General features: G+C 57.4%; 21 protein-coding genes. 14 read left to right on the top strand and 7 right to left on the bottom strand.

Features of this window, described 5'->3' with window-relative positions; all coding sequences use genetic code 11:
• Positions 1 to 301: 301 nt before the first annotated feature.
• From VGN12_04915 to VGN12_04905, 3 genes are all read left to right on the top strand, one after another.
• Positions 302 to 619, top strand: a complete 318-nt coding sequence (locus VGN12_04915; GenBank protein HEY4308775.1) for a hypothetical protein — start codon at positions 302 to 304, stop codon at positions 617 to 619.
• A gap of 607 nt (positions 620 to 1,226) precedes the next feature.
• Positions 1,227 to 4,037, top strand: coding sequence for an FtsX-like permease family protein (locus VGN12_04910; protein HEY4308774.1), 2,811 nt, complete (start codon positions 1,227 to 1,229; stop codon positions 4,035 to 4,037).
• 35 nt (positions 4,038 to 4,072) lie between these two features.
• Positions 4,073 to 4,870 carry an ABC transporter ATP-binding protein gene (locus VGN12_04905; GenBank protein HEY4308773.1) on the top strand — a complete coding sequence of 266 codons (798 nt, stop codon included), beginning with the start codon at positions 4,073 to 4,075 and terminating at the stop codon, positions 4,868 to 4,870.
• A 53-nt stretch (positions 4,871 to 4,923) separates the two neighbouring features.
• Here VGN12_04905 and VGN12_04900 read toward each other — a convergent pair whose 3' ends face one another.
• From VGN12_04900 to VGN12_04875, 6 genes are all read right to left on the bottom strand, one after another.
• Positions 4,924 to 5,862, bottom strand: a complete 939-nt coding sequence (locus VGN12_04900) for a DUF1559 domain-containing protein (protein ID HEY4308772.1) — start codon at positions 5,860 to 5,862, stop codon at positions 4,924 to 4,926.
• Positions 5,859 to 6,572, bottom strand: a complete 714-nt coding sequence (locus VGN12_04895) for a PEP-CTERM sorting domain-containing protein (protein ID HEY4308771.1) — start codon at positions 6,570 to 6,572, stop codon at positions 5,859 to 5,861. Before VGN12_04895 ends, VGN12_04900 begins: the two co-directional genes overlap by 4 nt.
• A gap of 59 nt (positions 6,573 to 6,631) precedes the next feature.
• The gene (locus tag VGN12_04890; protein HEY4308770.1) at positions 6,632 to 7,444 is read right to left on the bottom strand and encodes a PEP-CTERM sorting domain-containing protein; all 813 of its coding nucleotides are present in this window, start codon (positions 7,442 to 7,444) and stop codon (positions 6,632 to 6,634) included.
• Positions 7,445 to 7,476: 32 nt separating this feature from the next.
• A complete protein-coding gene (locus VGN12_04885; GenBank protein HEY4308769.1) occupies positions 7,477 to 8,625 on the bottom strand; it encodes a serine hydrolase domain-containing protein in 1,149 nt (382 codons plus the stop codon).
• A 1,100-nt stretch (positions 8,626 to 9,725) separates the two neighbouring features.
• Entirely contained in the window at positions 9,726 to 10,160 is a 435-nt protein-coding gene (locus VGN12_04880; protein HEY4308768.1) for a hypothetical protein, read from the bottom strand.
• Positions 10,147 to 11,223, bottom strand: coding sequence for a DUF1559 domain-containing protein (locus tag VGN12_04875; GenBank protein HEY4308767.1), 1,077 nt, complete (start codon positions 11,221 to 11,223; stop codon positions 10,147 to 10,149). The genes VGN12_04880 and VGN12_04875 overlap by 14 nt, the downstream gene beginning before the upstream one ends.
• Positions 11,224 to 11,872: 649 nt before the next feature.
• Between VGN12_04875 and VGN12_04870 the strand changes: the two genes are divergently transcribed.
• The 7 genes from VGN12_04870 (at position 11,873) to VGN12_04840 (ending at position 19,448) form a co-directional block, all read left to right on the top strand.
• The gene (locus VGN12_04870) at positions 11,873 to 12,604 is read left to right on the top strand and encodes a PEP-CTERM sorting domain-containing protein (GenBank protein HEY4308766.1); all 732 of its coding nucleotides are present in this window, start codon (positions 11,873 to 11,875) and stop codon (positions 12,602 to 12,604) included.
• Between the two features lie 145 nt (positions 12,605 to 12,749).
• Entirely contained in the window at positions 12,750 to 13,646 is an 897-nt protein-coding gene (locus VGN12_04865) for a hypothetical protein (protein HEY4308765.1), read from the top strand.
• Between the two features lie 279 nt (positions 13,647 to 13,925).
• Positions 13,926 to 15,371: a PepSY domain-containing protein gene (locus tag VGN12_04860; protein HEY4308764.1), complete on the top strand. Its 1,446-nt coding sequence runs from the start codon at positions 13,926 to 13,928 to the stop codon at positions 15,369 to 15,371.
• A gap of 9 nt (positions 15,372 to 15,380) precedes the next feature.
• A complete protein-coding gene (locus VGN12_04855) occupies positions 15,381 to 15,800 on the top strand; it encodes an isoprenylcysteine carboxylmethyltransferase family protein (protein ID HEY4308763.1) in 420 nt (139 codons plus the stop codon).
• A 257-nt stretch (positions 15,801 to 16,057) separates the two neighbouring features.
• Positions 16,058 to 16,933: an alpha/beta hydrolase-fold protein gene (locus VGN12_04850; GenBank protein HEY4308762.1), complete on the top strand. Its 876-nt coding sequence runs from the start codon at positions 16,058 to 16,060 to the stop codon at positions 16,931 to 16,933.
• A gap of 88 nt (positions 16,934 to 17,021) precedes the next feature.
• Entirely contained in the window at positions 17,022 to 17,726 is a 705-nt protein-coding gene (locus tag VGN12_04845; GenBank protein HEY4308761.1) for a class I SAM-dependent methyltransferase, read from the top strand.
• A gap of 96 nt (positions 17,727 to 17,822) precedes the next feature.
• Positions 17,823 to 19,448: a serine hydrolase domain-containing protein gene (locus tag VGN12_04840; GenBank protein HEY4308760.1), complete on the top strand. Its 1,626-nt coding sequence runs from the start codon at positions 17,823 to 17,825 to the stop codon at positions 19,446 to 19,448.
• 88 nt (positions 19,449 to 19,536) lie between these two features.
• Here the strand turns inward: VGN12_04840 and VGN12_04835 are convergent, their stop codons facing one another.
• The gene (locus VGN12_04835) at positions 19,537 to 20,352 is read right to left on the bottom strand and encodes a helix-turn-helix transcriptional regulator (protein HEY4308759.1); all 816 of its coding nucleotides are present in this window, start codon (positions 20,350 to 20,352) and stop codon (positions 19,537 to 19,539) included.
• A gap of 167 nt (positions 20,353 to 20,519) precedes the next feature.
• On the opposite strand from VGN12_04835, the gene VGN12_04830 reads away from it, so the two are divergent.
• From VGN12_04830 to VGN12_04815, 4 genes are all read left to right on the top strand, one after another.
• Positions 20,520 to 21,200, top strand: a complete 681-nt coding sequence (locus VGN12_04830) for a class I SAM-dependent methyltransferase (protein ID HEY4308758.1) — start codon at positions 20,520 to 20,522, stop codon at positions 21,198 to 21,200.
• 82 nt (positions 21,201 to 21,282) lie between these two features.
• Positions 21,283 to 22,524: an FAD-dependent monooxygenase gene (locus tag VGN12_04825; GenBank protein ID HEY4308757.1), complete on the top strand. Its 1,242-nt coding sequence runs from the start codon at positions 21,283 to 21,285 to the stop codon at positions 22,522 to 22,524.
• Positions 22,517 to 23,284, top strand: a complete 768-nt coding sequence (locus VGN12_04820) for a siderophore-interacting protein (protein ID HEY4308756.1) — start codon at positions 22,517 to 22,519, stop codon at positions 23,282 to 23,284. Before VGN12_04825 ends, VGN12_04820 begins: the two co-directional genes overlap by 8 nt.
• Positions 23,285 to 23,453: 169 nt before the next feature.
• Positions 23,454 to 23,711 carry a helix-turn-helix domain-containing protein gene (locus tag VGN12_04815; GenBank protein ID HEY4308755.1) on the top strand — a complete coding sequence of 86 codons (258 nt, stop codon included), beginning with the start codon at positions 23,454 to 23,456 and terminating at the stop codon, positions 23,709 to 23,711.
• Positions 23,712 to 23,956 lie beyond the last annotated feature (245 nt).

Below are 23,956 nucleotides of genomic sequence, written 5' to 3'. Positions count from 1 at the left end.
CCCGACGAGCCTACTTCGACGACAATCTCCAAGTGCGGATTGCAATGCCACTTAATACAGGCGCGTCGTGAGTGTAACAGCCAATGCAAAGCGAGAGCGACAGGAAACCGACCTGCCGCTCGCTCGCATCTAAGTCATTTTCATTCAATGATTTACGAAGTGATAAATCGGGGCGACAGGATTTGAATCCGACGCCGATTCTGCGTCAAGCAATTGCGACTCTGGCAGTTGCGTCGATTGCGAAATGTGCCGCGCTGCATATGCGCTGCGTTCTAGGCGCATTGATTGGCTTCGAATGGCGTTGAATGGCAACGAGCGTCAGCTTGGCCAGTTGCCTCCCGTGGTGGCCCGCATCGCAGAATCATGGGCTGCATTGCCACCGCACATTCGGGAAGCTGTCGTTACGCTAGTGGATGCCGGGCTGGCGTTGTCAGATTCTCGGCACCGGACGATTACATCGGCCGAGGTTAGTTCGGACGACGCGTTGGCTTGGCAGCTTGCCCGCCAATGCCGGGAAATCGTGCAATCGTGTCTGCGGGAGGAGGAATGGACTGATGCTGACCGGGAGTTTTTCGCCGTCATTTCCGCGGGGAAGGCCGTACTGAACGGTGATGAATAACGGCATCGCTTTCTGGGATCGACGCACCTTGAAAGTAGCCAATTGTGACGCAGCAGACGCCCTGCTTACGCGTTCGGGGGCCCCGGCCGTGGCTACTTGAGTTGCACAGCGACTCGATCGGTTTCCAAAAATGAAGGGCAAGTCATAGGCGAACCGACGATGCGGGCATCGGGGGGATCGCACAGTGCTGCGATCGTATGTTGACTCCTCGGTATTGGCCTATCTGTCTTGGCTGGATTTCGAATTGGAGCCGGATGGCCAGCAACCCTACCCAATGCGTGGCGAAAAAAGTGACGTCGCGGTGATTAATTCGCCTCCCCCACTAGCTAGTCGACCGAACCGGCATGCAAACCGTTTTATCCGAGTTGCAGGGCTCGCCGTAATGTGCAGCAGGTGGTTGTCGAATTCTATAGGCCACCCAATAGCTTTGCGTGCGGCGCGGAGAATGGTTGAATGCATGAGCCGCTTCACAACGTTATCTCGTTTTCCGAGCAACCGAACGCGAGAAATGCCGGAGCAGCCTGTTGGAACGTGATTTGCTTCATCACTTTCCGATTCGCTTGAACTGGACAAGCCTCTGGAATCGTGCCTCGACAGAAAGAGTTTGATGTCGATCTCTGCAGTGCTACTGTTACTTTGGGCAAACATTCGGGCGAACCCTTTGCGCTTTATGGCGGCATCCACCGCGATTTCGCTAGCTGCCGCGGTCTTGTTGGCAGCGCTGGTCGGACAACAATTCATTCGAACGCAAGCTCCCAGGGCGGCGGAAATGCTGATCGCGCCCTTGGAGTTGCACCTAGCCGCGACCGATAGAAACTACCCCTACATCGCTGAAGATCTGCTAGAAGCGATGCGCGACGATCCGCGCGTCACTAGCCTGGCGACGGCCGTCTCGGTTCGCGCCGTTGACATGCCGGGGCTTGCATCAGGCGCACTGGATCGAGAGACCTTCTATTCACACAAGCCTGGCGGCATGGGTGGATGGATCACGGGGCGTCGTGACAGCTTTCTTGCCTGGGACGATGAGAATCCCCGCGGCACACTCGTCGAGGGACGATGGCCATCGTTAGCGTCCGAAGGGCCGATCGAGATCGTCGTACCGCAAGTGGTGAGGGACCAACCGCTCGAATCCTGGCGGCATTTGGAAAGTGACACCGGCGTGTATCCGGCGCAGGTCGTGGGGGTCACGCGGGCCAATAACGGACAAGTCGCAACGCAGCAGGGAATCCAACTCGTGTCGCGACAGGTCAGTCGCGCGGCCGCGGAGAAGCTGGCCGGTCATCCTTTGCGCCCGTCGCATGCTCGGTTCGAATTAAATCGCGAAGCGGCCAAGGGGGCATTTATTGACGACTGGCGCGGCCGTTTGACCTCGCTGCCCGGTCGGTTGGAATTGTGGGACAGTGAATCGCTCAACAAGGCCGGGCTCAATAGTCCCGCAGTCGAGTCCGCAAGATTGGCGGTTCAAACCGCTGTGTTACTCGCATCGGCATGCGTGATGTGTATCGCGCTGAGTGCACAGGGAAATGCGGTGCGCGAGCGAATTAGACATATCGGCCTGCTCCGCTCCCTCGGCGCCGACCGTTCCACGCCCGTCGTCGTGCTGTTGTGCGAAGCGATCGTGATGGCCATTGTCGGATCGGCGGGCGCGGTCGCGATTGTATGGGTAGCGATGAGCAGCGCCGCTCGATTCGTTCCAGCTTTCGTGCCACCAGCGGCGCCCGATAGCGGAAGTGTGTTCATTATGGGAACCATTATTCTCGTCGGCAGTGTCGCCGGATGCATATGGCCCGCGATTGTTGTGGCGCGGGTGCTTCCGGGCGAAACCGCCGCCCAGGTCGACTCGGCCCGTGCTACGCGGATCGCCCGACGGGCGGCGGTCGCGGGGGGACTGATTTTGATGGTCACTACCGTAATCGTTTTCATCACTCCCGCGGGATCTATGTTGAGAGCGCAAACCTTGAGCTGGTGCGGAACCGTCGGATTGTCGCTCGCGGCCGTGTGTATAACTCCGGCAGCGATGGGCTTGGTGTGCCGCGCCTGTACGCGGCCAGTAGCTTGGTTGACGCGTACCAATTCGCTGATATTGCGCGACCAGATCACGGCCGACGGCGCCCGCAGCGCCGGTTCAGTGATTGCGGTCGCGGTAGGGCTAGGTGGCTTTATATGGATGCTTTGTTGGGGAGCATCCATGCTTAACGCGTTTGTCATCGACTCCGAGATCCCAAGGTGGCTAGTCTCCATACATCCGTATGGACTCGACCAAGAGGAAACGGAACGCTTGTTGGCGACGCCAACTTTTTCCGGCTTTTTCCCTCTTACACTGGTCGATACCCGGCTCGCAGTCGGCAACGATTCTGCTGAGGTGGTGCCGACGCTGGTGATGGGATTGGACGTCGACCGTGCCGTAAATGATGGGCCATCTGCGCTACCATTTCGATTTGTCGCGGGGCAACGTGGCCAAGCCGCGAAGGAATTGGTCAACGGTGACGCGTGCTTAATAAGCGCGTGGTACGCGGCGAGCCATCGCACAAAACTCGGTGATCGTATCTCCGTCGCAGTTCCCCGTTCCGAGGGACTTACCGAACGCGTCTACAAAGTGGTGGGTATCGTCGAACTGACGGGCTGGCGCATGGCCACGAAACAGAACAAGGTTCGACTAAATGGCGACAAGCATGAAGTGATGGTGGTGCTCGATGCGAATTCCGTGCGGCGCGACTTTCACGTAGGCTGCTACGCCAATTTCTTGCTTGGTAACCCTCTTCTGGATGGCAACGGAAACATTCCAGGGTACCGCCAAGATCTGCCCGAAGTCGAAGCTGATGCGGCATCGGAAGTCGAACGCGAATCGCTGGAAGCGAAACTCGCCGCAACAATTGATCTTACAATTCCTGTCGATTATGAACTTGAGCCGAACGTGAAAGTTCAAGCGAACTCGCGCGTGGTACAGGTCGACGATCTCGATCGAACGCGCGCGGCGCTCTGGGGCGAATGGGGAGGAAAAGCTGTAAAGCGCTTGGGGCAGTTGCCGCTTATCATTCTCACGCTCAGCCTGTTTTCCGTGAGCGGCACTCTCATGATCTCGATGAGATCGCGTGCGCACGAACTCGGAGTGCTGCGTAGCTGCGGATTGACACGAGTTGCGATGGTTAGGCTTTGCATTGCTGAAGGTGTTCTGCTTGGGCTCTCGGCGATCCCAGTCGCAGCGCTGCTGGGCGGTGGCAGCGCTTGGATTGCGCTTGAGATTGCCAGCATCATCGGCTACCGCCTCGACTTTTCCGGCATCGACCCCACATTCGTCGTTCCCTGGTCATGGTTGTGGCCCGGTGCAGTGATCACGGCCGCGGTTTGCTGCCTAGCCGCCGTGTGGGCCGGCTGGCGAATCAGCCGCGTCGCACCGGCGGCACTGATTACTGGCTGACTCGGCTAGACATTAACTTCCTGTAGAGATGACGTATGTCGGACGATACTCGATACCCAGTTTTGTGTGCCGCAGGACTACAAAAATCGTACGGTCGCGGCATAACTGTCGTTAAGGCGGTTGATGGGATCGATCTCGACATTGCCGCCGGCGAGTTGGTAGCAATCATGGGCGCCTCGGGCTCAGGCAAGACCACCCTGCTGCACCTACTCGCGGGTCTTATCCGCGCCGATGGTGGAATCGTCCGTGTCGGCGATCAGGAGCTCACGGCGCTCTCCGATCGGCGACTCACGGCATTTCGGGCCAAGCATCTCGGCGTTGTGTTTCAGGCTTATAACCTGATGCCGACATTGAATGCATTGGATAATGTGGCGCTGCCACTGATGCTATCCGGGATCGGCCGTCGGCAGGCCAGGGCCATTGCGCGCGATCGCCTGGAAGTCGTTGGAATGGGAAATCGCGAGAGCTATCGTCCGCCTCAGTTGTCCGGAGGGGAACAGCAGCGCGTCGCCATTGCCCGCGCCCTGGTCAATGATCCGCAAGTTGTGATGGCGGATGAACCGACCGGCAATCTCGATCGCACCAATGTTCGTGCCGTGTGCGCGTTGATGCGAGAGGTGGTTGCATCGAATAGCCGCGCCGTCGTGATCGTCACCCACGATCCATTGGTGGCCGCCTACGCAGATCGAGTGGTCATTCTGGCAGACGGACGGGTTGCCGACGCCTTCTTGCGTGAAGATGTGGGTTCTGCAGAGGACCTCGCGTTGCGAAGTCTTCGGGCGGAAGAGGCCTTTTGGCAATCTCCCGATAGCTGCCACGATAGAGTCCGATAGCTCATTTCCACGCGCGCGGCCGGAAGAAGCCACTCGGCATGTAGCGGATTCGACTACCAGGCGCTTGATGCCTGGCCGTCGTCGTACGAGAAAAGACAGCCCAATATGAACACGTCGATATTTTCTTGGATAAAACGGACGCTCCCATCGGCGACCATTACCTGTGCGCCGCCGGGATGAAAGCTATAGGGCGGACCATCGTACTGGTTGAGGCAATTGATCGAACAAGGGCCGGGCAAACCCAAAGTAGCCCCCGTGCTTGTGGGCGATAATACACCTGCCAAGGATCGACCGGCCCAGCTGCCATCGCTGTGCCACCATATCTGGCCCCGCTCGCTGTATTTGGGGCCGTAGAGATTCACTCCGCCGACAGATTCAACCAGAGTGACGGTTTGGGACATCCCGTCGGTGACCTGTCGCAAGTAAACCCACGAACGCCCGATGACTCCTGGGATCCAAACTTTGCGGTTCCAAGAGGCAAACAATGGATCATCTCCGCTGACACCTTCTACCCCTTTATAGTCCGTCGTGCCGTAGGTCAGTAGCGAACCATTGTATGTGTATTCGTAGGTGGGTTCGCTGGGGGATGTCGGGCATTTCAGAATGGGAATTGGCTTTGCCACTACGTTCAGGTTGCTACCCGCGAATAGATCGACCGTAGGATTCAGCTGCTGCTCCAAAGTGCCTTGTTCCAAGTAGGGAAGCAGACTGCGCGCCCAAATGACTTCGTAGTCGCCATTGGGCCAACTACAAGGAAAGCATCCGTAGGCATCGAAGTAGAGTTGGACCGCCACGCCAAGTTGATGCAAGTTGTTGGCGCAAGCGCTGCGGCGACCTGCCTCGCGCGCCATTTGAACCGCCGGGAGCAACAGCGCAATCAAGATGCCGATGACGACAATCACGACCAACAATTCGACCAACGTAAAAGCACGCCGAAGTTGTTTCGGCGTGCTTTTACTGGCAAGTGACCGCTTCTGAGGGACGGCATTCATCCGGATCGTTTCCGAGTGCGAAGTCGACGCAGGCCTACCAGGGCAATCCCGGCCAGCCCTGCCATAGTAAAGGTTCCCGGCTCAGGCACCACCGTCGTCAGGGTGCCAGCAAAGTCATAGGTGCTTGAGCCACCGAAAACAGTAGGGCCTGAGAAATTTCCATCAAAACGGTTTCCGGTGATGCTGAACGTTCCAGGAATGGAATAATTGGCAAGGCCCGACACGGTGAAACTGTAGGTATCAGTCGTCGTGAGACTGACATTCGTGACCGCGCCATTCAGTAGCGTGACTGTTCCACTGAAGGAGTTGACGGTGGTTGTGCCGAGCCAGCGAGAGTAGTTGTAGTAGGTGGGATCAAGCGGGTCTGCCTCGATTCCCAACGCCACTCCCGTAATGGGAGCGGTCCCCGTCCCTCCGATCAATCCCGAATCGTCGTAGGTCAAGCTTCCTAACTGCCAATTGGCGTCGTGTGGGAAACCATCATACGCCTTATTCCCGTACTCAACACTCGGGTCGGAGATCGAGTGAAAGCGCTGTTGCGTCGTCCCCGGATCGTAGAGGTCAACACGAATAAAACCATCGGACCCCGACTCAATGTAAGTCGAATCGCCGTCCGCAGTCCCATTCATGAGGAGCGTACCGGCAACGGCAACATTGGCTGAGAAGATAACGCACAAGCAAGCGACACCCAGCCCAAAAATACGCTTCATAGTCGGAACACTCCCTGGAGTAGAAAAACTTTATAGAACACAACAGTGCGAACAAGGTCTCATCCCGCGCCAACAAGTCGCCTCAAACCAAGTACTGCCACCGCCACCGCGACTAGAGCCCAAGTCGCGGGCTCAGGAACCGGGGCAGTGGCGACTAAAATGCCGCTGTACGTCGAAGCAACGTCCAGGACGACAATGCCAAAAGACGTGGTGAACGAAATGGGGAGTGTCAAAACGTATTGACCACCCACAATGTCGATAGTGCCAAATCCGGCGACGCCTTGAGTTGGCGTTACGCCGATCCCCGGGCCGGCTAAATTGGTGATAGGCGGTGAACCGCCTTGGTTATAGAAGACCGTACCCGACAGAATACTCACCGCACTTCCCGCTTCATCAAACGATCCACCAACTAGCGGCTTCGCAGCCGCATCCGACAGCGCGAAGGCCAGGCTGCGAGTCGCCGTATCCGATGGATAGCCACCACCTAAACCCTGTGGCAGGATCGTAGTCACGCCATAATTCGCAGGAGCCGATGCGAGGACATAGGGTGAGGTTGGATCATTGTAGATGTAGTTATCACCGGAGTAGTCCGTGCCCGGGCTCCATTCGCCGGAGTTGCCCGCCGTAATTTGTGAGCCGACACTCAGCAACTGAATCGAGTTCGCCGTGAGATCGACAGAAATTGTCCCACTGTACGATGCGACCAAACTGTTCGCGCCCTGGGCCGACCAAGGTAAAGGCGAGCCGCCGATCGAGGTGCTTGGGCTTAACGTAAGTGAACTTTGTGATGGATCGATGGTGAAGACGATTGGGCTCGCCGCCGCCTGGGAACATAGACTGGCAAGAAACAGAAGAAAAAAAGAGAGTCGCATGTAGTCGTTCCGTCTCGGGAGTGATGCTCAAGTTATTTGGTATTCAAATCGAGATATTTGATGACGACGTCGCGCATGCGCTCAGCCGGACTGGTTCCGTCCTTGTTGTTGGAAAGGTTGGTGAGCGTCACGAGAGAGATGTCCTTTGCCGGGAAGTAACCCATGAAGGACGAATATCCAGGCACGTCGCCATAATGGCCTTGCCAGCCATGAGAAGTTCCGATGCAGAACCCGTATTCGAGTTCTGCACGCGTCGATTTGACCCAAGAGTGCAACTCGCCTCGCGATTTTTCGCTGAGCAACGCGCCGGTGGCGATCGGCTTCGCGGCCTTAAGCAAATCGTCAACCGTCGAGTACATATTGCCGGCAGCTCCGCTCCAAGCAGCGCTATACTCGGTGACGTCGTAGAAAGTCTGGCCATAGCCAAGCCACTTGTGTTCGTAACCGTTGCGGTAGCTACTGGGGGCCGGCGGAGGGACCGTCGCATCCGGCACAAAGCCGGTCTGCGCAAGACCGAGGGGCTTGAGCACACGCTCATTGATGAATTTGGCGTGCGGCGTACCGGCGACCTTGTCGATCACTTCGCCGAGAAGAACCGCGTTCGTGTTCGAATAGCGCCACGCTTTGCCGGGCTCGTGGTAAGAAGGTTTGGCAAACGCGGCCGCGAGAATATCCTTGGCCGGCCAAGGACGCTTTGGATCAGTGACGATGGCTGCCTGGAATTCCTTGTTCTCAATCGAATTAAAAAGTCCGCTCGTGTTGTTCGCCAGCTGCCGCAGCGTGATTGTTTCGCCACCCGGGACGTCCGACACGTACTTCGACATTGGGTCGTCGACCGACAGTTTCCCTTCGTCAGCCAGCAATAAAACGGCCGTTCCAAGGATGGGCTTCGTGACGCTGGCGATCCGCATATGGAAATCACGTTGCATCGGCGCCTTGGTCTTTACGTCTGCGACACCGACGCAGAAAACCTGAGGCGGTTCCTTTCCCACCAAGACGCCGACGAGTGCGCCCGGACACTCCATGGCATTAAGCTCGGCTACCAGTGCGTCGCGGAGCTTGTCATTGGCGCGGCCGACTTGAGTGACGCTTCCACAAAATAGGACCAGCGCGATCCAACAGATGTGTGCGTGCTGCATGATCGAATAAATGCGCGGACGAAAACCGACGGCCTGAACCACGAGAGTGCGTCAAAGAATGACGGAGCCCTGAGAAGAGGGGCGAAGATTTCCGTCAGCGCACTAGCTTGTTCCGTCGGTGATTGAAGAGGCCATATTGGCTGTCGAGTCGCCGCAGTTAAAGCAAATGACGTGCCAGTATCGGAGTCATTCGAGAAAACGGAAGGAAAACCTCGCCAAAATGGAGTAATCGAGGCTTGGCTCCGAAGAGTTCCCCACGAACCGTCGACTCGCGCGGCGAACATTTCGCCACATGTGGCGATTGTTTCGCCAGGGTCGAGCAGGAGCCATGCGAGCGCAGAAGCCCATTTTAGGAGCCGTCACCACAATCCTCGTTTGTCAATTGAAGACGTGGTGATCACCCACGGCATAATGCGTAACATGACGAGCTTTGATTTTCCGGTCGGATTGATGACTACTCCCCTGCGTACATGACGAACCGCCCTCAAGTAGGGCTTGTCGGCAGGACTGCCAGATTTGTCGAGAACTAGATGACGGGTGCCTTCGTGAGGAAGAGTGGCCGGACGCCGGCGATAAGCGCCGGCAGTCGGCAGATATCGAACGGGCTAATGGCTATTGGAAGGACTACAAAAAGAGGACGGGTAAGGCGCCAAATGTTGCGTACGGGAGTTGCACCGCAATACTATTTTCCGGACCCGAGACGTTTCGCCGAAATCCTAAATCGCCCAGCGTCTTCACGGAGTCTTCGTCAATCTCGTGGACGCGAACCAGGTGTCTGTTGGAACCTTGCACCGAGACCTTGAGTGCCTTTGCGCGGACCTACACCTCGCCTCAGTTCATCTGCGCGGCGAAGTGGTCACAATTAGTGGTTGGCCAGGAACACTCATTTCTTCAAGATCAATTTTCCGTTGCGCGTCTCCTGGAGCCGATAAAGCTCGCCTTTATGGTGAATGTAGATTTCCCGCCCGCCTTTCATCAGGTCTCGCGAGTCAAACGTCGGAACCGGGACGGACTTGCTTGGGGGCGACGCCTGTTCAGGCGGACGATCGAAGGATTCGTTCATGATGACGGCGAAGATAAGTTAGTAGATGAGATTCGAGGTTTTCCGGAAATCTGCGGGCATTGCGGGGCTATTCTAGCCACTATCGAGCGCATTTTAGATCACAGTTGTATTCACGAGACTTTGCCGCTTCTCTTCCGTCGATCTCAACACCCAAGGGGGATTCACGCGAATAGGTTGGCGGTATGAGGCGGCGCTTAGTGGACGGTCTCGCTTTATTGCCGCTCGTTTCTCTTGCTGGCGAACTCAGCGGCGGATTATCGGCGATCTCGACTCGGTACTTACCCGGCAACAACCCATCTTCCGCCTTCAACTCGTAACTTCCCTTCACGATACTGGCGCCCGTCTTCTTGCGACCCGGATCAAGCGGCACAAACAAGATGGCAGCCTCGTCGAGTGATTGCCCGTCGAGCGTAACCCGGCCGTGCATCGGCGTGCGCGCCGGCCCACAGCCCGGCAATACGGTTACCGCCGCGACAAAAGCGATCAATGCACATGGAAGGCTAATAGGGTTCAACGGGAAGCCCATCATTTCTTTGCGCCAATAGGTTGAGAATGTCAGGGGACGTTGTCTCCGGGATGAAATGCACCGATCCATCCACCATGACCATGTTGACCCCACGCGGATGATCGCTGCGGAAGGTATTCAGCTCATAGAACGTTCCCGTAATCACGATTCGAGTGCTGTTGAAGACTCCGCACGTCGTCGCAGTGCTACAAAACGGATAGCCGCTGGCCCACGCCGTTGCGCCACCGTTGTCAAAATTGGTGAGTCCATAGTTCAAGTCTCCCGCCAAAAACGTGTTCGATGAACCATCTTGCGTCGAAATGACGCCGATATCAGTCGTGCCCTTGTTGGAGTCAATGATGGCCCCGTTGTCGTATCCCGCGGCCGCTTGATTGACAAAATGGCCATACACGCTACCTGTGCACACTGCGTAGCTTCCCCAGCCCGGATACTCTTGCTCCGCCGCGTCGGAGATCACCATCGAGGGACAACGAAATACCGCGAGTGGTGTATTCGTGATGCTGGTGTTTTGCGCGGTTTGGCCGGGAGTCGATGGGACGCTGCGATTGTAGAGTTGGTAAAGCGAACCTTGTTCGAGGTATGGCAAGACATTGAAGAAGGCGCTCAAGCCCTGTGCATCGGAGGTGCTGGGGAGTGCCCGATGTGAAAGATCGAATTGATGAAAGGCTAATGCGATCTCTTTGAGGTTGTTGGCGCACTGGGTACGGCGGGCGGTTTCGCGCGCAGCTTGAACCGCGGGCAATAGCAACGCGATCAATATCCCCACGACGGCAATCACAACCAAAAGTTCCACTAGGGTAAAGCCGTGTCGGATTCGATCCGGTCGGTTTCCCAACACAGAATCTCCTGCGATTTGCCTGATCGAGCGTGCGGCGACCGGAATTCGCAGTGACGCGTCTTGCCCGTACCTCGACCCCTGGGCCAGGTGCGTAGCCGCAACGGTAGGCTTTTCGTCCACGTTAGGTGAACGAGCTGCGCACCACAGAGTTCGAGGGCAGGGCGCTCGGGAGGAACCGAAAGGGAGTGAAAATGCGCGCAGGAGCCTCGTCATCGCTAGAATCACCAGAAACTGAGTTCTAGCGGGCTGGCGAGAGCGAGCTGGCTGAAGTATTGAGATTATGTCTCAATTGCCTTGGCGTCATCTTATCCACCTACTCATGTTCGTCAAGTGGCCGAAGTATTTGACGCAAAACCGGCGAGATAAGCCCTCACTCACAGCGAAAATCTTTGTATTTGGTCGATTGTGGACCATTGACAGCGAAGCATCGCTGATTAGAATCATCCGTTGTTGAGACGCAGTATCATTAGCTGCGTCGACCGAAAGCCGCTCGCTCGCCTTTTGCCAGCTCGCCCCTCGTCGCCGTCAGCGAATCGCTGGTGGGTGAGCTGAATCTTTTTGTCATCGACCGTTTAGTTTGTGTCTCGGTCGATCAAAGGGCCAGCACCTGAGCTTTAGCGGCCTGCTCTTGCGGGCCCGCAAAATGCTTCGCACCTTTCCAGCGCGCGACGGCCCCCATAGGTCGTCAAAGAGTCGCCCGCCCGCTGTTGCCAGCACGCCACTCCGCCGGTCGGAAATCCGCGCCGACGATTTGAGCCTGACAACAGTGGCCCCGGAGAAGCAACGATGAAAAGCTCCTAATGCGCGCTTCCGTACTTTCGTTTTTCTTTGAATCAAATGCTTTTCGTTGGAGATTTCGCAAATGCGTTCTTCCCTGATTTCAAAAACATCCGCTTCGCGGATTGTCCTCTCCGGTTGCTTCGGCGCGGCTTTGCTTCTGTTAGCGAGTAGCGCGCAAGCGGCGACACTGGTTGCCCCCGCCTTTTTCGGACAGCCGAATACGACCTACCAGGAATGGGATGGATTCAGTACCACAACTGGCCCAAACCCGGCAACAAACGTCAACAATCCGTATGGCACGCCAAATTGGTTCGATACGACCGCGGCCACCGACGGCGCGTTCGTCATTGGGACACCGCCGGCCGCTCACATCTATTCGTTCAGTGGCGTCCTGAATCTCGAAGTCGACGTGCCGACACCAACGTTGGGTCCGGGAGCCATGACTACGATCGTGCTTCAGGCCGAAGCGCTCGGAGATCCGCTTAGCCAGTCGCTCTTTGGCGTCAGCTACGCTGGCCTCGTCGGAGGCCCGTTGCAACCGACGCACATCACGGAAGTCAATGAAGGCGCTGCCAGCGGCGGTTTTGGCGGTGGTGATTTTTACTACCTGGTGGAGTGGGACAATGTCCCCGCTGCGTCCAGTTATGCCATCACCTACTCACCGGGAGACGTTTCTTCGAGCCAACTGTCGGCGCGCGTAGACACGTCGACCGCGGTGCCTGAACCCGGCTCATTATTGCTGGCCGGTTTGGGAGGCCTGGCGCTCGCGGCCGTGCAGTATCGGCGGAACCGCCGGCAGGTCACGAAGCGTTAATCGGCCTCACGTAATAGGGGCGTCCCTCGCGGAATCGAGGGATTGACTCAGTGAAACCTGCATTGATGCGGGCATCGCGCAGCCGGGCTGGTGCATCAGCCAGTCCGGCTGCCGAGGCACTGTGCTGAAATCATGTCACGCATGTTTGAAGGAATGCTTTCTCAACACTCACAATTTCACGATTTTTTGTTTGCGTGGCGCGGGCCGTTTACTTGCCGACGGGCTCTCCACTTGGTCCCACCGCGAAACAAATAAATGGCCCCCTAAAGACCGTGTCTTGATAATGGAGTCCCCTATGCCTCGCCTTTTCGAGCAGCTGCACGACGCCTATGCGAGTGGAGAGATCTCGCGAGCGTTTTCGTTGGTCAAGTATGAACTCCGTAGCAGTCCATCGGACGGACGCGCCTGGGAATGGCTGGGCGTCGTCCAATACAGCCGAGGGCGTCATGCCGTCGCTGTCTCAGCCCTGGAGCGGGCATCGCTTCTGGTGCCGCTGCAAACGGCAAGTCGGATTTGTCTGGCCCTCGGCTACGGTAAGGTCGGGCGGCGTGAGCTGTCGCGGCAACTATTATTCGACTTCGTTGGCGATGAATCCGTGCCTATTCGGCTGTTGCTACAGGTGGCAAGCGGCCTTGATGCGATCGACCGCCCGGACCAGGCGATGGAGGCGTGCCGCGCTGCATGCCGGTGTGATCCGGACTTCGCACAGACGTATTACGATCTGGCCTACTATGCCGCGCGGTGCGGCAATTCACCGCGCATCATCGAATCTTTGATCCGGCGTGCGATCGCTTTCGATGTGGACAACGTGTGCTACCGAGTCGGGCTTGCAACGCTGTTCGTCAGGCAGGATCGAATTGCGAGTGCCCATCAGGTTATCGCGAGTTTCTCTTCGGCAGAAATTAGTCGCATCGGCTGTCGTCGCTGCCTGGAGCGCATGGCCGAAATCTTCTGGTGGTTTAATGACGAGGAGCGCGCCGCGATTTGCCACTGTCATTCCCGGCGGCTTGCCTCGGAACAATCTTCGCAGGACTGCCACTGACGGGTCGACCCTATGAGCTTAACCGGCTTAATTTGGCTGCATCTCAAGATATTCCTCGGCACTGGTGTCACGCTGTGGGCCATCTCGATCATACGGGAGAAGTTCGGCGAGTGGCGAAGTCGGTCGGTGACATATAAACGCGCTACTTTCCTATCAACGCATCACATCATTTCCTGCGCGGCGCACCTGCCACCGACGGAGAACGCCCTTCACGGTATTCCCACCCAAAGCCGATCCGTTCCAAAACTTGTTCGAGTCGAGGCGAAGTCATGTCCATGAATGATCGTCACCCGTGCGCGAGCAGTCGTCAGTAAGTCCTCACTGGGACAAGTGTCGCTTCCCGTAGAGGCGTGCCGCACCCACCTCGATATGATCCATCACCCCTCAAAAACTGGCACACCAATGGTGGAATTGCAGGGTGTGCCGCGCCGCAAGAAGCGCCTTCGGCAGTCGGCCCCGGAGCCGCTGCCAGAAACGCTCCATCGGGTAATTTGGCGGTGGCACTTCTATGCGGGACTAATCATCGCGCCTGTTCTGCTTGTGATCGCGGCCACAGGCGCCACCTATATTTTCAAGGACGAATTGGAGCCGCTCATTTATCCGCAACTGATGACAGTCATTCCTCTCGATAGGCGAATCCCCTACGACGATCAATTGGCTTCGGTGCGGGCAAGCTTCGGCGATGAATTTCGAGTAATGCAAGTCGAAGTGCCCGCTAACCCGAAATGCTCTGTAGCCATTTTGGGCGTTGCCGGAAAAGAATTCCGTCGCCTGCATTTCAATCCCTACAGCGGCGAGCTGTTGGGAGAGTTAGGGAAGAATAATCTCTTTAGTGTGGTGCTGCGACTTCATCGGTCGCTCTTTGCCGGCACGACTGGCCGTATCATTACCGAACTGACGACTTGCTGGACGATTATTTTACTTGTCAGCGGCTTATACTTGTGGTGGCCGCGCAAGCGTTGGAGGTTGTGGGGCGTTTTCCTGCCGCGACTGTGGCGACATCCTTATGTGATCCTGCGAGATCTGCACGCCGTATGCGGCTTCTTTGTGCTCGCCGTTGCTCCCCTGATTGCCGGGACAGGGCTGCTCTATACCTATATCTGGGGCTCCGGCTACGGCTATGCGGCCGTGAAGAGCGGGGCCTACGATATCTTTCTTCATCCGCCTCAGTCGCGCTCGGCCGCCGAGGCTCCGCGCTTGTCAGTGGATGCGGTCGTGACGATCGCCGCGGGCGTCATGCCCGGCAGGACGCTCACCGTACGAATGCCCTCAACACCCGAGGGCGCATATGTCGTGTTCGGCAACAGCCCCCGAGGACCTTCGAGTGACGGTGTTGTCGTGATCGATCACGCAACGGGCGAAGTCTTGATGCATCGCGCGAACCGCGATTACCCCACCCTAAGTTGGTGGGCGACTTGGAACTATCCATTACACGTCGGCTCAATTCTCGGCCTACCCACCAAAATTCTTTGGTTGGTGGCCTGCCTGATACTCATGCTGCTTCCCATTACCGGCGTGTGGATGTGGTGGAAACGGCGACCAAGTGGCCGGACCGGTTTCCCGCGCCGGCCGGAAATTCCCGTCCCAAGGTTTTTGGTGTTTGGGATCATCGCGTTGGGCGTGGTGCTGCCGGCTTTGGGCCTCTCGATCGTGGCAATTCTGGCTGGCGAAAAAGCTGTGTCATGGATGCGTTGGACCCGGCGGTCCCCTACATCAGTTGCATGAAAGCCACCCATGACTCACTTCGAGTGGACCTTCCTAGCCGAGTTCACGGCACTGATGGTGCTGCGATTCTGGTTTGCCCGGCCGATGCGTGCCAAACGCGTCGTGAGGCGCCAACTTGACGTCACAGAGCGGACGCTCTTATCGGCCACTTTCGCGGGCATGATGTTCATGCCGCTCATTTACTTCTGCACTTCCTGGCTGGATTTTGCCGACTACCGACCACTCGTGTGGCTAGGATGGGCTGGTGTCCCTTGCGCGGTGCTCGCAGTTCTCATGTTTTGGCGATCGCACGCCGACCTGGGAGCGAATTGGTCTCCCACCTTGGAGATCCGTGAGCAACACTCGCTCGTTGACTCAGAAGTCTATCGCTATGTGCGTCACCCAATGTATGTCTCGATTTGGCTATGGGTGATCAGTCAGCTCTTGTAATTGCCGAATTGGCTCGCGGGCCTGGGGGGCGTAATTTCCTTTACACCTATGTATTTGCTGCGGATCCCTCGCGAAGAACGAATGATGGCTGAACAATTCGGTGAAGGCTATGCTCGATACACGAGTCGAACTGGGCGACTGTTGCCCCGCCTGCGGCAAGGTCGAACATTCTATCGCCATCAATAAATTCCGTACCGACACTGAGCCTCGAAATCCAAAGCGAAATAATAACGCATCGCGCGTTAAGGAGAACTCACATGCCGTTCGCTGTCCATACTCTATTTCCCTGGTGCTTTTTGCTGTTCTTCGTTACCATGAGCGCGGCGCAGGAATCAGCGCCAAAGCCACAGGCCGAGCAGCCTGTGACAACACCCGTGGCTGTTGAGCCGGCGATCATACCTCGCTCACACCAGTTCAGCCTCCGGTCTCGCGATGGAACCCGCGAGTACCGGATTCAAGTAGCCGAGCCAAAGTCCGGACCACCGAAGTCGGGATATCCGGTCGTTTATGCGCTCGACGGCAATGCGGTCTTTGGCACGTTTGCGGAAACGGCCCGCGTCCAGCGTCGTGGAGTCCTGATCGTAGGCATCGGTTATCCCTCGGACGCCCCTTTCGATGCGGCCCGTGAATATGATTTCACTCCTCTGCGAACGACCAAGGATGACGACAGCGATTCTGCACCGAAGACGGGAGGGCAGGAAGAGTTCCTGAGTTTCATCCAGGAGGTGCTCAAGCCGGCAATCGAGCAGCGTTTTAAGGTCAACCGGTCACGGCAGACGTTGTTCGGCCATTCCTTGGGCGGACTGTTCGTGCTGCATGTTCTCTACACTCGTCCCGATACATTCCATACTTATGCGGCCGGCAGCCCTTCAATGTGGTGGAACGATCAGGCCATTTTGGCCGAGGAACGCGCTTTCTTCGAGAAAAAGGGGGCCAAGGCCGACCTCTTTTTGTTCATCGGCGATCGGGACGCTCGGCACATGGTTCACGACGCAACCCGATTGTCGGAGCGATTGACGCCGCTCACGGCGTATGGAACCCGCGTTTATTTTCAAGTATTCGAGAGCGAAGATCATGTGTCGGTCCTGCCGGCAGCCATCAGCCGGGCTTTCCGGCTCGCTGCAGATAACTAGGTCGAGGCAGCGCGTTCAATAATCGGTGTTAAACACTGCACGATCTTTATGGATTAAGTATTGTCACAATCCAAACTGGACAATCGTCGTGGATCCATCGTTGATTCTTGATCCGCAAGCCGCCCGCGTTGTCGAGCGTCTTCATGTGCTAAGCAATCGCCAGGTCCGATTGCGCGCCGTGACCTACGACGTCTTGTCACTACTAAACCGCCTGCGGGGAGGCGGCGCAGAGTTCAGTGGCACGAGCCTGGGAAAAAGACTCTTGAGTGACAAGCTGGTGGCGCTCGAACCGGAGAAGGCGGCGCTGTGCTATCTTCTCTGTCGATCGCTCAAGGCGCGTCGCATTGTCGAAGCAGGCACGTCCTTTGGCGTTTCCACGATCTACCTCGCATGCGCCGCTCGCGATAATACCCGGGTAGACGGCGGCGCATCTGTCGTGATCGGTTCGGAACACGAGCCCGTGAAAGCCGCGACCGCGCGCCGCAACTTTGCGGAAGCAGGTGTGAGTCACCTCGTTGATCTGCGCGAAGGAGATCTGCGCGAAACCCTGAAAGACGTCGAGGAACCAGTAGATTTCATGCTGGTCGATATCTGGATTCCGATGGCGCTTCCAGCTTTGGAATTGATCGCCCCGAAGTTGCGTCCAGGGGCCGTCGTTCTGTGCGACAATACGGTGCAATATGCCCGTCGCTATGCGGACTATCTTGGCTTCGTGCGCGATCCAGTGAACGGTTTTCGGTCTATGACGCTTCCCATGAAAGGCGGCTTGGAAATGTCCGTACGCGTGGCCTGATCGGTTTTGAGCGTTTGACGATCCTTTTGGAGCAGCTCTGACATGCATGAACGACCGTCACAACGGATTCGCGGCTTGGTAATAGGACTCCTCTTCGTGACTGCCGCAATTCCGGCCTTGGCCGGCGAGCGCACTACTGTGCCTGCCGCGAAGATCGATGCCATCTTTGCGCAGTGGGATACAACCCACTCGCCGGGCGTCGTCTTGGCTATCATTCAGGACGGCGCCATCGTGTACCAACGCGGTTATGGGATGGCCAATCTTGAACAAGACGTGCCGCTATCGCCAGACTCGGTGTTCTACATCGCCTCGACGTCTAAGCAGTTTACTGCGACCAGCATGGCGCTCCTTGCGCGACAAGGAAAAGTGTCGCTGGATGACGACGTGCGAAAGTACATCACGGAGCTTCCCGATTACGGCGCGACGATCACGATTCGCCATCTCATTCATCACACCAGCGGGCTGCGCGACTATCTGACACTGAATTCAATCGGGGGGCGCACAACGAGCGGCCTTACGAATGACGACGCCGTGCGGTTGATCGCCAGGCAAAAGGAACTTAATGCGCGGCCGGGCGAGGAGTATTCCTACTCAAATTCCGGCTACGTTCTGATGTCCACCATTATCAAGCGCGCCAGCGGCAAGTCGCTGCGCGAGTTTTCCGACGAGTTCATCTTTCGGCCGCTGGGGATGACGCATTCGCTCTTTCGCGACGACCGCTCGATGATCATCAAGCGTCGCGTAACGGGATATGCCCCAGCGCCCGGTGGTTTCCGAACCGACGATTCCGACATCGAGACCACCGGGGGCGGAAACGTGTGGACCACGGTCGGCGACCTTTTGCTATGGGATCGCAGCTTTTATGACAATCGATTGGGAGATGGGTTGACCAAACAGTTACTCTCGCCTGGAAAACTCGCCGACGGGCGGGTGCTAGACTATGCTTATGGTCTGCACGTCGATAAGTACAAAGGATTCACTCGCGTGGAACACGGCGGTGCCTTTGCCGGTTTTCGTTCCGAGATGATCCGGTTTCCCGAACAACGGCTGACCGTCATCTGCTTGGCCAATCTGGGAAGTATCGAACCCGAGGCCCTATCTCTGCAAGTTGCCGACCTCTATTTGGCCGACAGTATCCCAGCGCAACCCGCAGTGGCGGCTGATCTGTCACCAGTCAAGCTTACCGCCGATGACCTGGCCGCATTTGCCGGTTCCTACCGCGATCCGCGGGATGGTAGCTTGTGGACCTTCATCGTCGATGATGATGTTCTGCAGTTAGAACGCTTTGGCCCATTTCGCATTGCCATGCTGCCGACGGGCGAAGCAGGCTTCCGCGACAAAGACGGGAGGCGAAATCTGGTATGCACTTTTATTCCACCGCAGGACGCTAAGCCGGGCCAGGTTCGTGTTCAGATCGACGGGGGAACCGCGCGCACTTTTGAAGCAGTAAAGCTGGCATCGCCCACGCCTGACGAACTGCAAGCCTATGCCGGATCCTATTTCAGCCCCGAGGCGGAGGCGACATTAACTTTAATATTTGACGAGGGGCGGCTGAAACTCGACGCCCCTGCTCGCCCACGGGAACCCTTAAAAGCAGGCGCTTCAGACGAGTTTCTCGGAAGCATTGGGACGCTGCAGTTTGAGCGCAACTCCTCGAATCAAGTGACGGGATTTCGGTACAACCTTCCACGTGTTCGAAAACTACAGTTTAACCGCCGATAGTCCGCGTCTGCTAACCGTTGAACATAGAAGCAATCATCGGCGACCATCGTTCCGACCATAACGGCCGATCACGAAGACCGCCAACCGCCTATTGAGACACTGGCGAGCCGGCGAGCCTGTATGTCATATATCGCGCCGGCGAGGTGCCCAATGCTTTGCGGAACATGACTACGAAACTGCTCGCGCTTTCATAACCCAGATCGGTGGCAACCGATTGAACCGAGGCTCCCTGCGAGAGCCATTGCAAGGCCAAGATGATATGAAGCTGCTGCCGCCAACGACCGAAACTCATGCCAGTCTCCTCAAGCACGAGTCGGCGGAGGGTCCGCTCGCTGACCCCGATGCGCTTTGCCCACTCATGCACGGTCGCCCGGTCGGACGGGTCGGCTGTCATCCCGTCTGCAATCCTCCGCAGACCGCCATCCGCGGGCATCGGGAGATGCAACTTTTCCACGGGCGCGGCGGCGAGTTCATCGAGCAACACCGTTACGAGACGCGATTCCGCTCCTTTGACGGGGTACAGAGTGGGAAGCCTGGCACATCGAAGGAGGAGTTCGCGCATCAGGGGCGAGACGGAAACGGTGCAGCAGGCATCCGGCAAGGTCGGGGCTAAGGCTGGTTCCACAAACAGGAAGTAGAATTCGAGGATCCCGACACCTTTGACGCTGTGCCGCGTGCCGCCGGGGATCCAGAGGGCGCACTGAGGCGGCACGATCCACAAACCGTGCGACACCTCGCACTTCAACACGCCGCGCGCCATGTAGATCAGCTGTGCCTTGCGGTGGCGGTGGGCGTCTACCTCCATCCCTGCGGTACCGGTGACAATAGTTGCGCCCACTGTCATCACCGGCCGAGGCGCCAAGTCAGGATCGACGAGGTCGTCATCTTGCTTGTACATCGGCATAACATCATCCCGAAAAAGCCGTGAGTATTGCCTGACCCGATTTCGATAAACATTGGCAGAATCGCCTAATGCGGTCAAGGAGGAGCCAATGTACTCTCCAGCCTATTCACCACGGCCCAGCATTGGCCGTGGCTAATAGAGGGCGCTTTCTTGAAGGAGTTCGTGCCATGGATTCACTGACAACCGCCCCGATCGCTGATCTGCTCAAGCGACTGTTCCAGCAGGCCGAAGCGGCGGATCGGCCGCTCATTGAGGCGTTCAGCGAGGAGTTTTCCCAGGAACAATTCAAGACGGTTCTCGAAAACGAGGCGAAGGACTACAAGGCGGTGTACCGGACCTATGCGGGTAACTATCTGAACGTCTCGCCCGAGTTCGGGAGATTCCTCTATATGTGCGCCCGCACGCGCAAGGCCAAGCGGATCGTCGAATTCGGCTCGTCATTCGGCATCTCTACCATGCACCTCGCGTGTGCGCTCCGCGACGGCGGCGGCGGCGAGTTGATCGGGACCGAGTTGGAAGCTACGAAGGCCGCTGCTGCGAAAGAAAGCCTGGCCGCCGCTGGCCTCGCTGACCTCGTGGACATCCGCGTTGGCGATGCACTCGAAACGCTAAAGGATGGCATCGGTGGGGATGTGGACTTGGTCCACCTCGACGGGGCGTTCAATCTTTACCTGCCTGTCCTCAAGTTGTTGGAACCTCACCTGAAGGCAGGCGCCCTCGTGATCGGCGAGAACGCAGTTGAGCCGGGATATCTCGACTATGTGCGCAACCCTCAGAACGGCTACCTCTCCGTGACCATGCCATTCGAGGCGGGGCGCGGCAACGAGTTCACGGTAGTAACACGGTGATCGTCATACAGAACGCCACACCACGGCGTTCTGGCGCGCCTGCGGCCGCTGGTGGACGCACTCTCCAAGGCAGGAATTATCCATGATGAAGAATGATAGTAACCTACTCGTTTCCGGCGCCAGCATCGCTGGGCTCAGCACCGCTTATTGGCTCGCCCGCTACGGCTTCAAGGTCACGGTGGTCGAGCGTGCGCCGCATCTGCGCCCCGGCGGTCAGGCGCTCGATGTGCGCGGTCCGGGCCTGGAGGTCGCGGAGCGGATGGGTATCCTCGCCACAATTCGCGATCGATGCACGAAACTGACGGGAATCTCGCAGGTCGATTCAACCGGTAAGGAAACCTTCCGGAGCACGGAACGCACTCTTACGGGCGGGCGCTTCGACAGCCCCGATGTCGAGATCATGCGCGATGACCTTTGCAAGGTGCTGTACGAAGCCGTGGACAATATTGTGGAGTATATCTTCGATGATTCTGTCGCGTCGCTCACCCACGACGAGTCGGGTGTTGACGTCACGTTTGAGACAGCCGCGCCTCGCCGCTTCGACCTTGTTATCGGCGCCGACGGATTGCATTCGCGGGTACGGAAGCTTGCTTTCGGCCCCGAAGAGCAGTTCATACGCCGTCTCGGCAACTCTTACGTCGCGGTATTCGGCATGCCGAATTTCCTCGGTCTCGATCGTTGGGAAGTAATGTACCAACACGAAGATGCCTCTGTCGGCGTCGGTGCCATGGTCATGGGCTTGCGAAAGGACGCCGACGCGAGGACGTATGTCGGCTTCAAGTCTATGGAGCCGGTCGACTACGATTACCGCGACATCGAGGCACAGAAACGATTGGTGGCCGACCGCGTCGCTGGCGGAGGATGGGTGCTTCCGCAGATCGTAGAACACATGCTGCGCGCTACCGACTTTCACTTTGATTCGATCAGCCAAATCCGCATGGACCGCTGGTCGCGCGGGCGGATCGTGTTGGTCGGCGATGCCGGCTACAGCGTCGCGCTGGCTACGGGTCAGAGCACGACTGTCGCGATGGTCGGCGCTTACGTCCTGGCCGGTGAGCTAGCCACGCATAAAGATGATTTGGTTGCGGCCACAGTCGCCTATGAGAACGAACTGCGGGACTATGTGCTCCGCAACCAGGACGCCGCATTAGAGCAGAATGCTAATCAGGAAACTATGACATCTGGCGAACCGATGGAAGCGGAAGATGGCGCCTCCTCAGACGATCTTCCGGACTTCGGGCAAATGGTGCAGCCCTTCGCTCTTAAAAGCTACAAAGAACCAATTGGCAAAGATTGTCTGGTCCGAGACTCGATTTATGAATGATCGTCGTTTTCCGGTATCCCCCGAAAGCATGCCACCCGCCGGGAAGGGCCCCGGCCTGATCGAGTCCGCGTTTCAGAAATTGTTCACACGCCAATCGCGCGTGGAGTCGATTGAAGAATTGAACGCGAAATTCCGGCTCATCACACTGAGCGGAGATGCGCTGAAGAAGGTAACCTGGACGCCGGGAGACAAGTTACAGGTCCAGTTGGGCGGCTGGGTCCAGCGTACTTACACTCCGCTAGACTGGATCTCGGAGGAAGGGCGCACGCGGATTCTCATTTACCTCCATGCGGATGGCCCCGGTACAGGTTGGGCACGTTCCCTTCGCGTCGGTGATGCCTGCACCCTCTTCGGACCGCGCAGGTCGATCAATCTGACACAACTCCGCCGGCCCGCCATCTTCTTCGGGGACGAGACGACCTTCGGTCTGGCACGGGCGCTCCGATCGATGACGAGAGAGACAGAGGGCGTCGAATTTCTTTTCGAAGTCTCCACGCCATCCGAATCCCTTCCGGCTCTGGAGCACCTGGGCTTAACCAAAGCCCAGCATTGCGTTCGCGCCGACGGCGAAGCGCACTTACCCGAGCTTGAGACGCGAATGTTAGAACTACTGGATTCGCATCATCCTGCGCAATTCGTGCTCGCCGGGAGATCCACCGCGATTCAAAGACTCCGCCAAGTACTCAGGCAACGGGGTTGTTATGCCTCGCAGTTCCATACCCGGGCTTACTGGGCACCGGGCAAGAAAGGTTTAGATTGACGCTTGCCAAACTGAATGATGTTCGGCTCGGGCAAGAGGTTCTCACGGAGCCCCTCCCGCAGTTCTGACTAATCGGAAAGTGCCGATTCTGCTACGATGGGATCGCCTTAAAGTGCCTAGGCATTCGATTCATCTTCCTTTCGCCTCGAAACACTTGCCGTTTGGGTAGCTGGCATCCTGGGCCAAGCGCGTCGCCATGAGCGAGCGATCACTTGCTCGTCTCATCGTGGCCGAAACAGGCATGAGCTTTGGCCGCTGGCGACAGCAACTCAATATCATTCTCGCACTTCAGTGGATGGCGAAGAGCACGTCCGTCCAGCAGGTTGCCAGTGATCTCGGGTATGAGAGTGTCGGTAGCTTCGTTACGATGTTCCGAAAGGCCTTGGGCACCTCGCCTGGCCGCTATATGTCAGGACGGTTGATCTGAGACCGATTGACGAGCTGAGCGCAAAAACGATCTTCCATGGGTGAAACACATTGACAGTTGGGCGCACATGACGAACCGTCATTGGCGGTGTGCTGTAAAGAGACGCGGGAATCGAACCCGCAAACCGATTTCTGCAATCAATGTGATGGCTTGCAGTTAGAGCGTAGCGACCCGTCGCGCGCAGCGCCTGCGCAGCACTTGGCTGTCAACAATGGTCATCCAGCGGCATCCAATGGCACCCTCGC

It is taken from the genome of Pirellulales bacterium, from assembly GCA_036499395.1.
Lineage (GTDB): Bacteria > Planctomycetota > Planctomycetia > Pirellulales > JACPPG01 > JACPPG01.
Note: the sequence above shows the minus strand (reverse complement) of the source record. Positions and strands in the feature narration are given on the sequence as shown.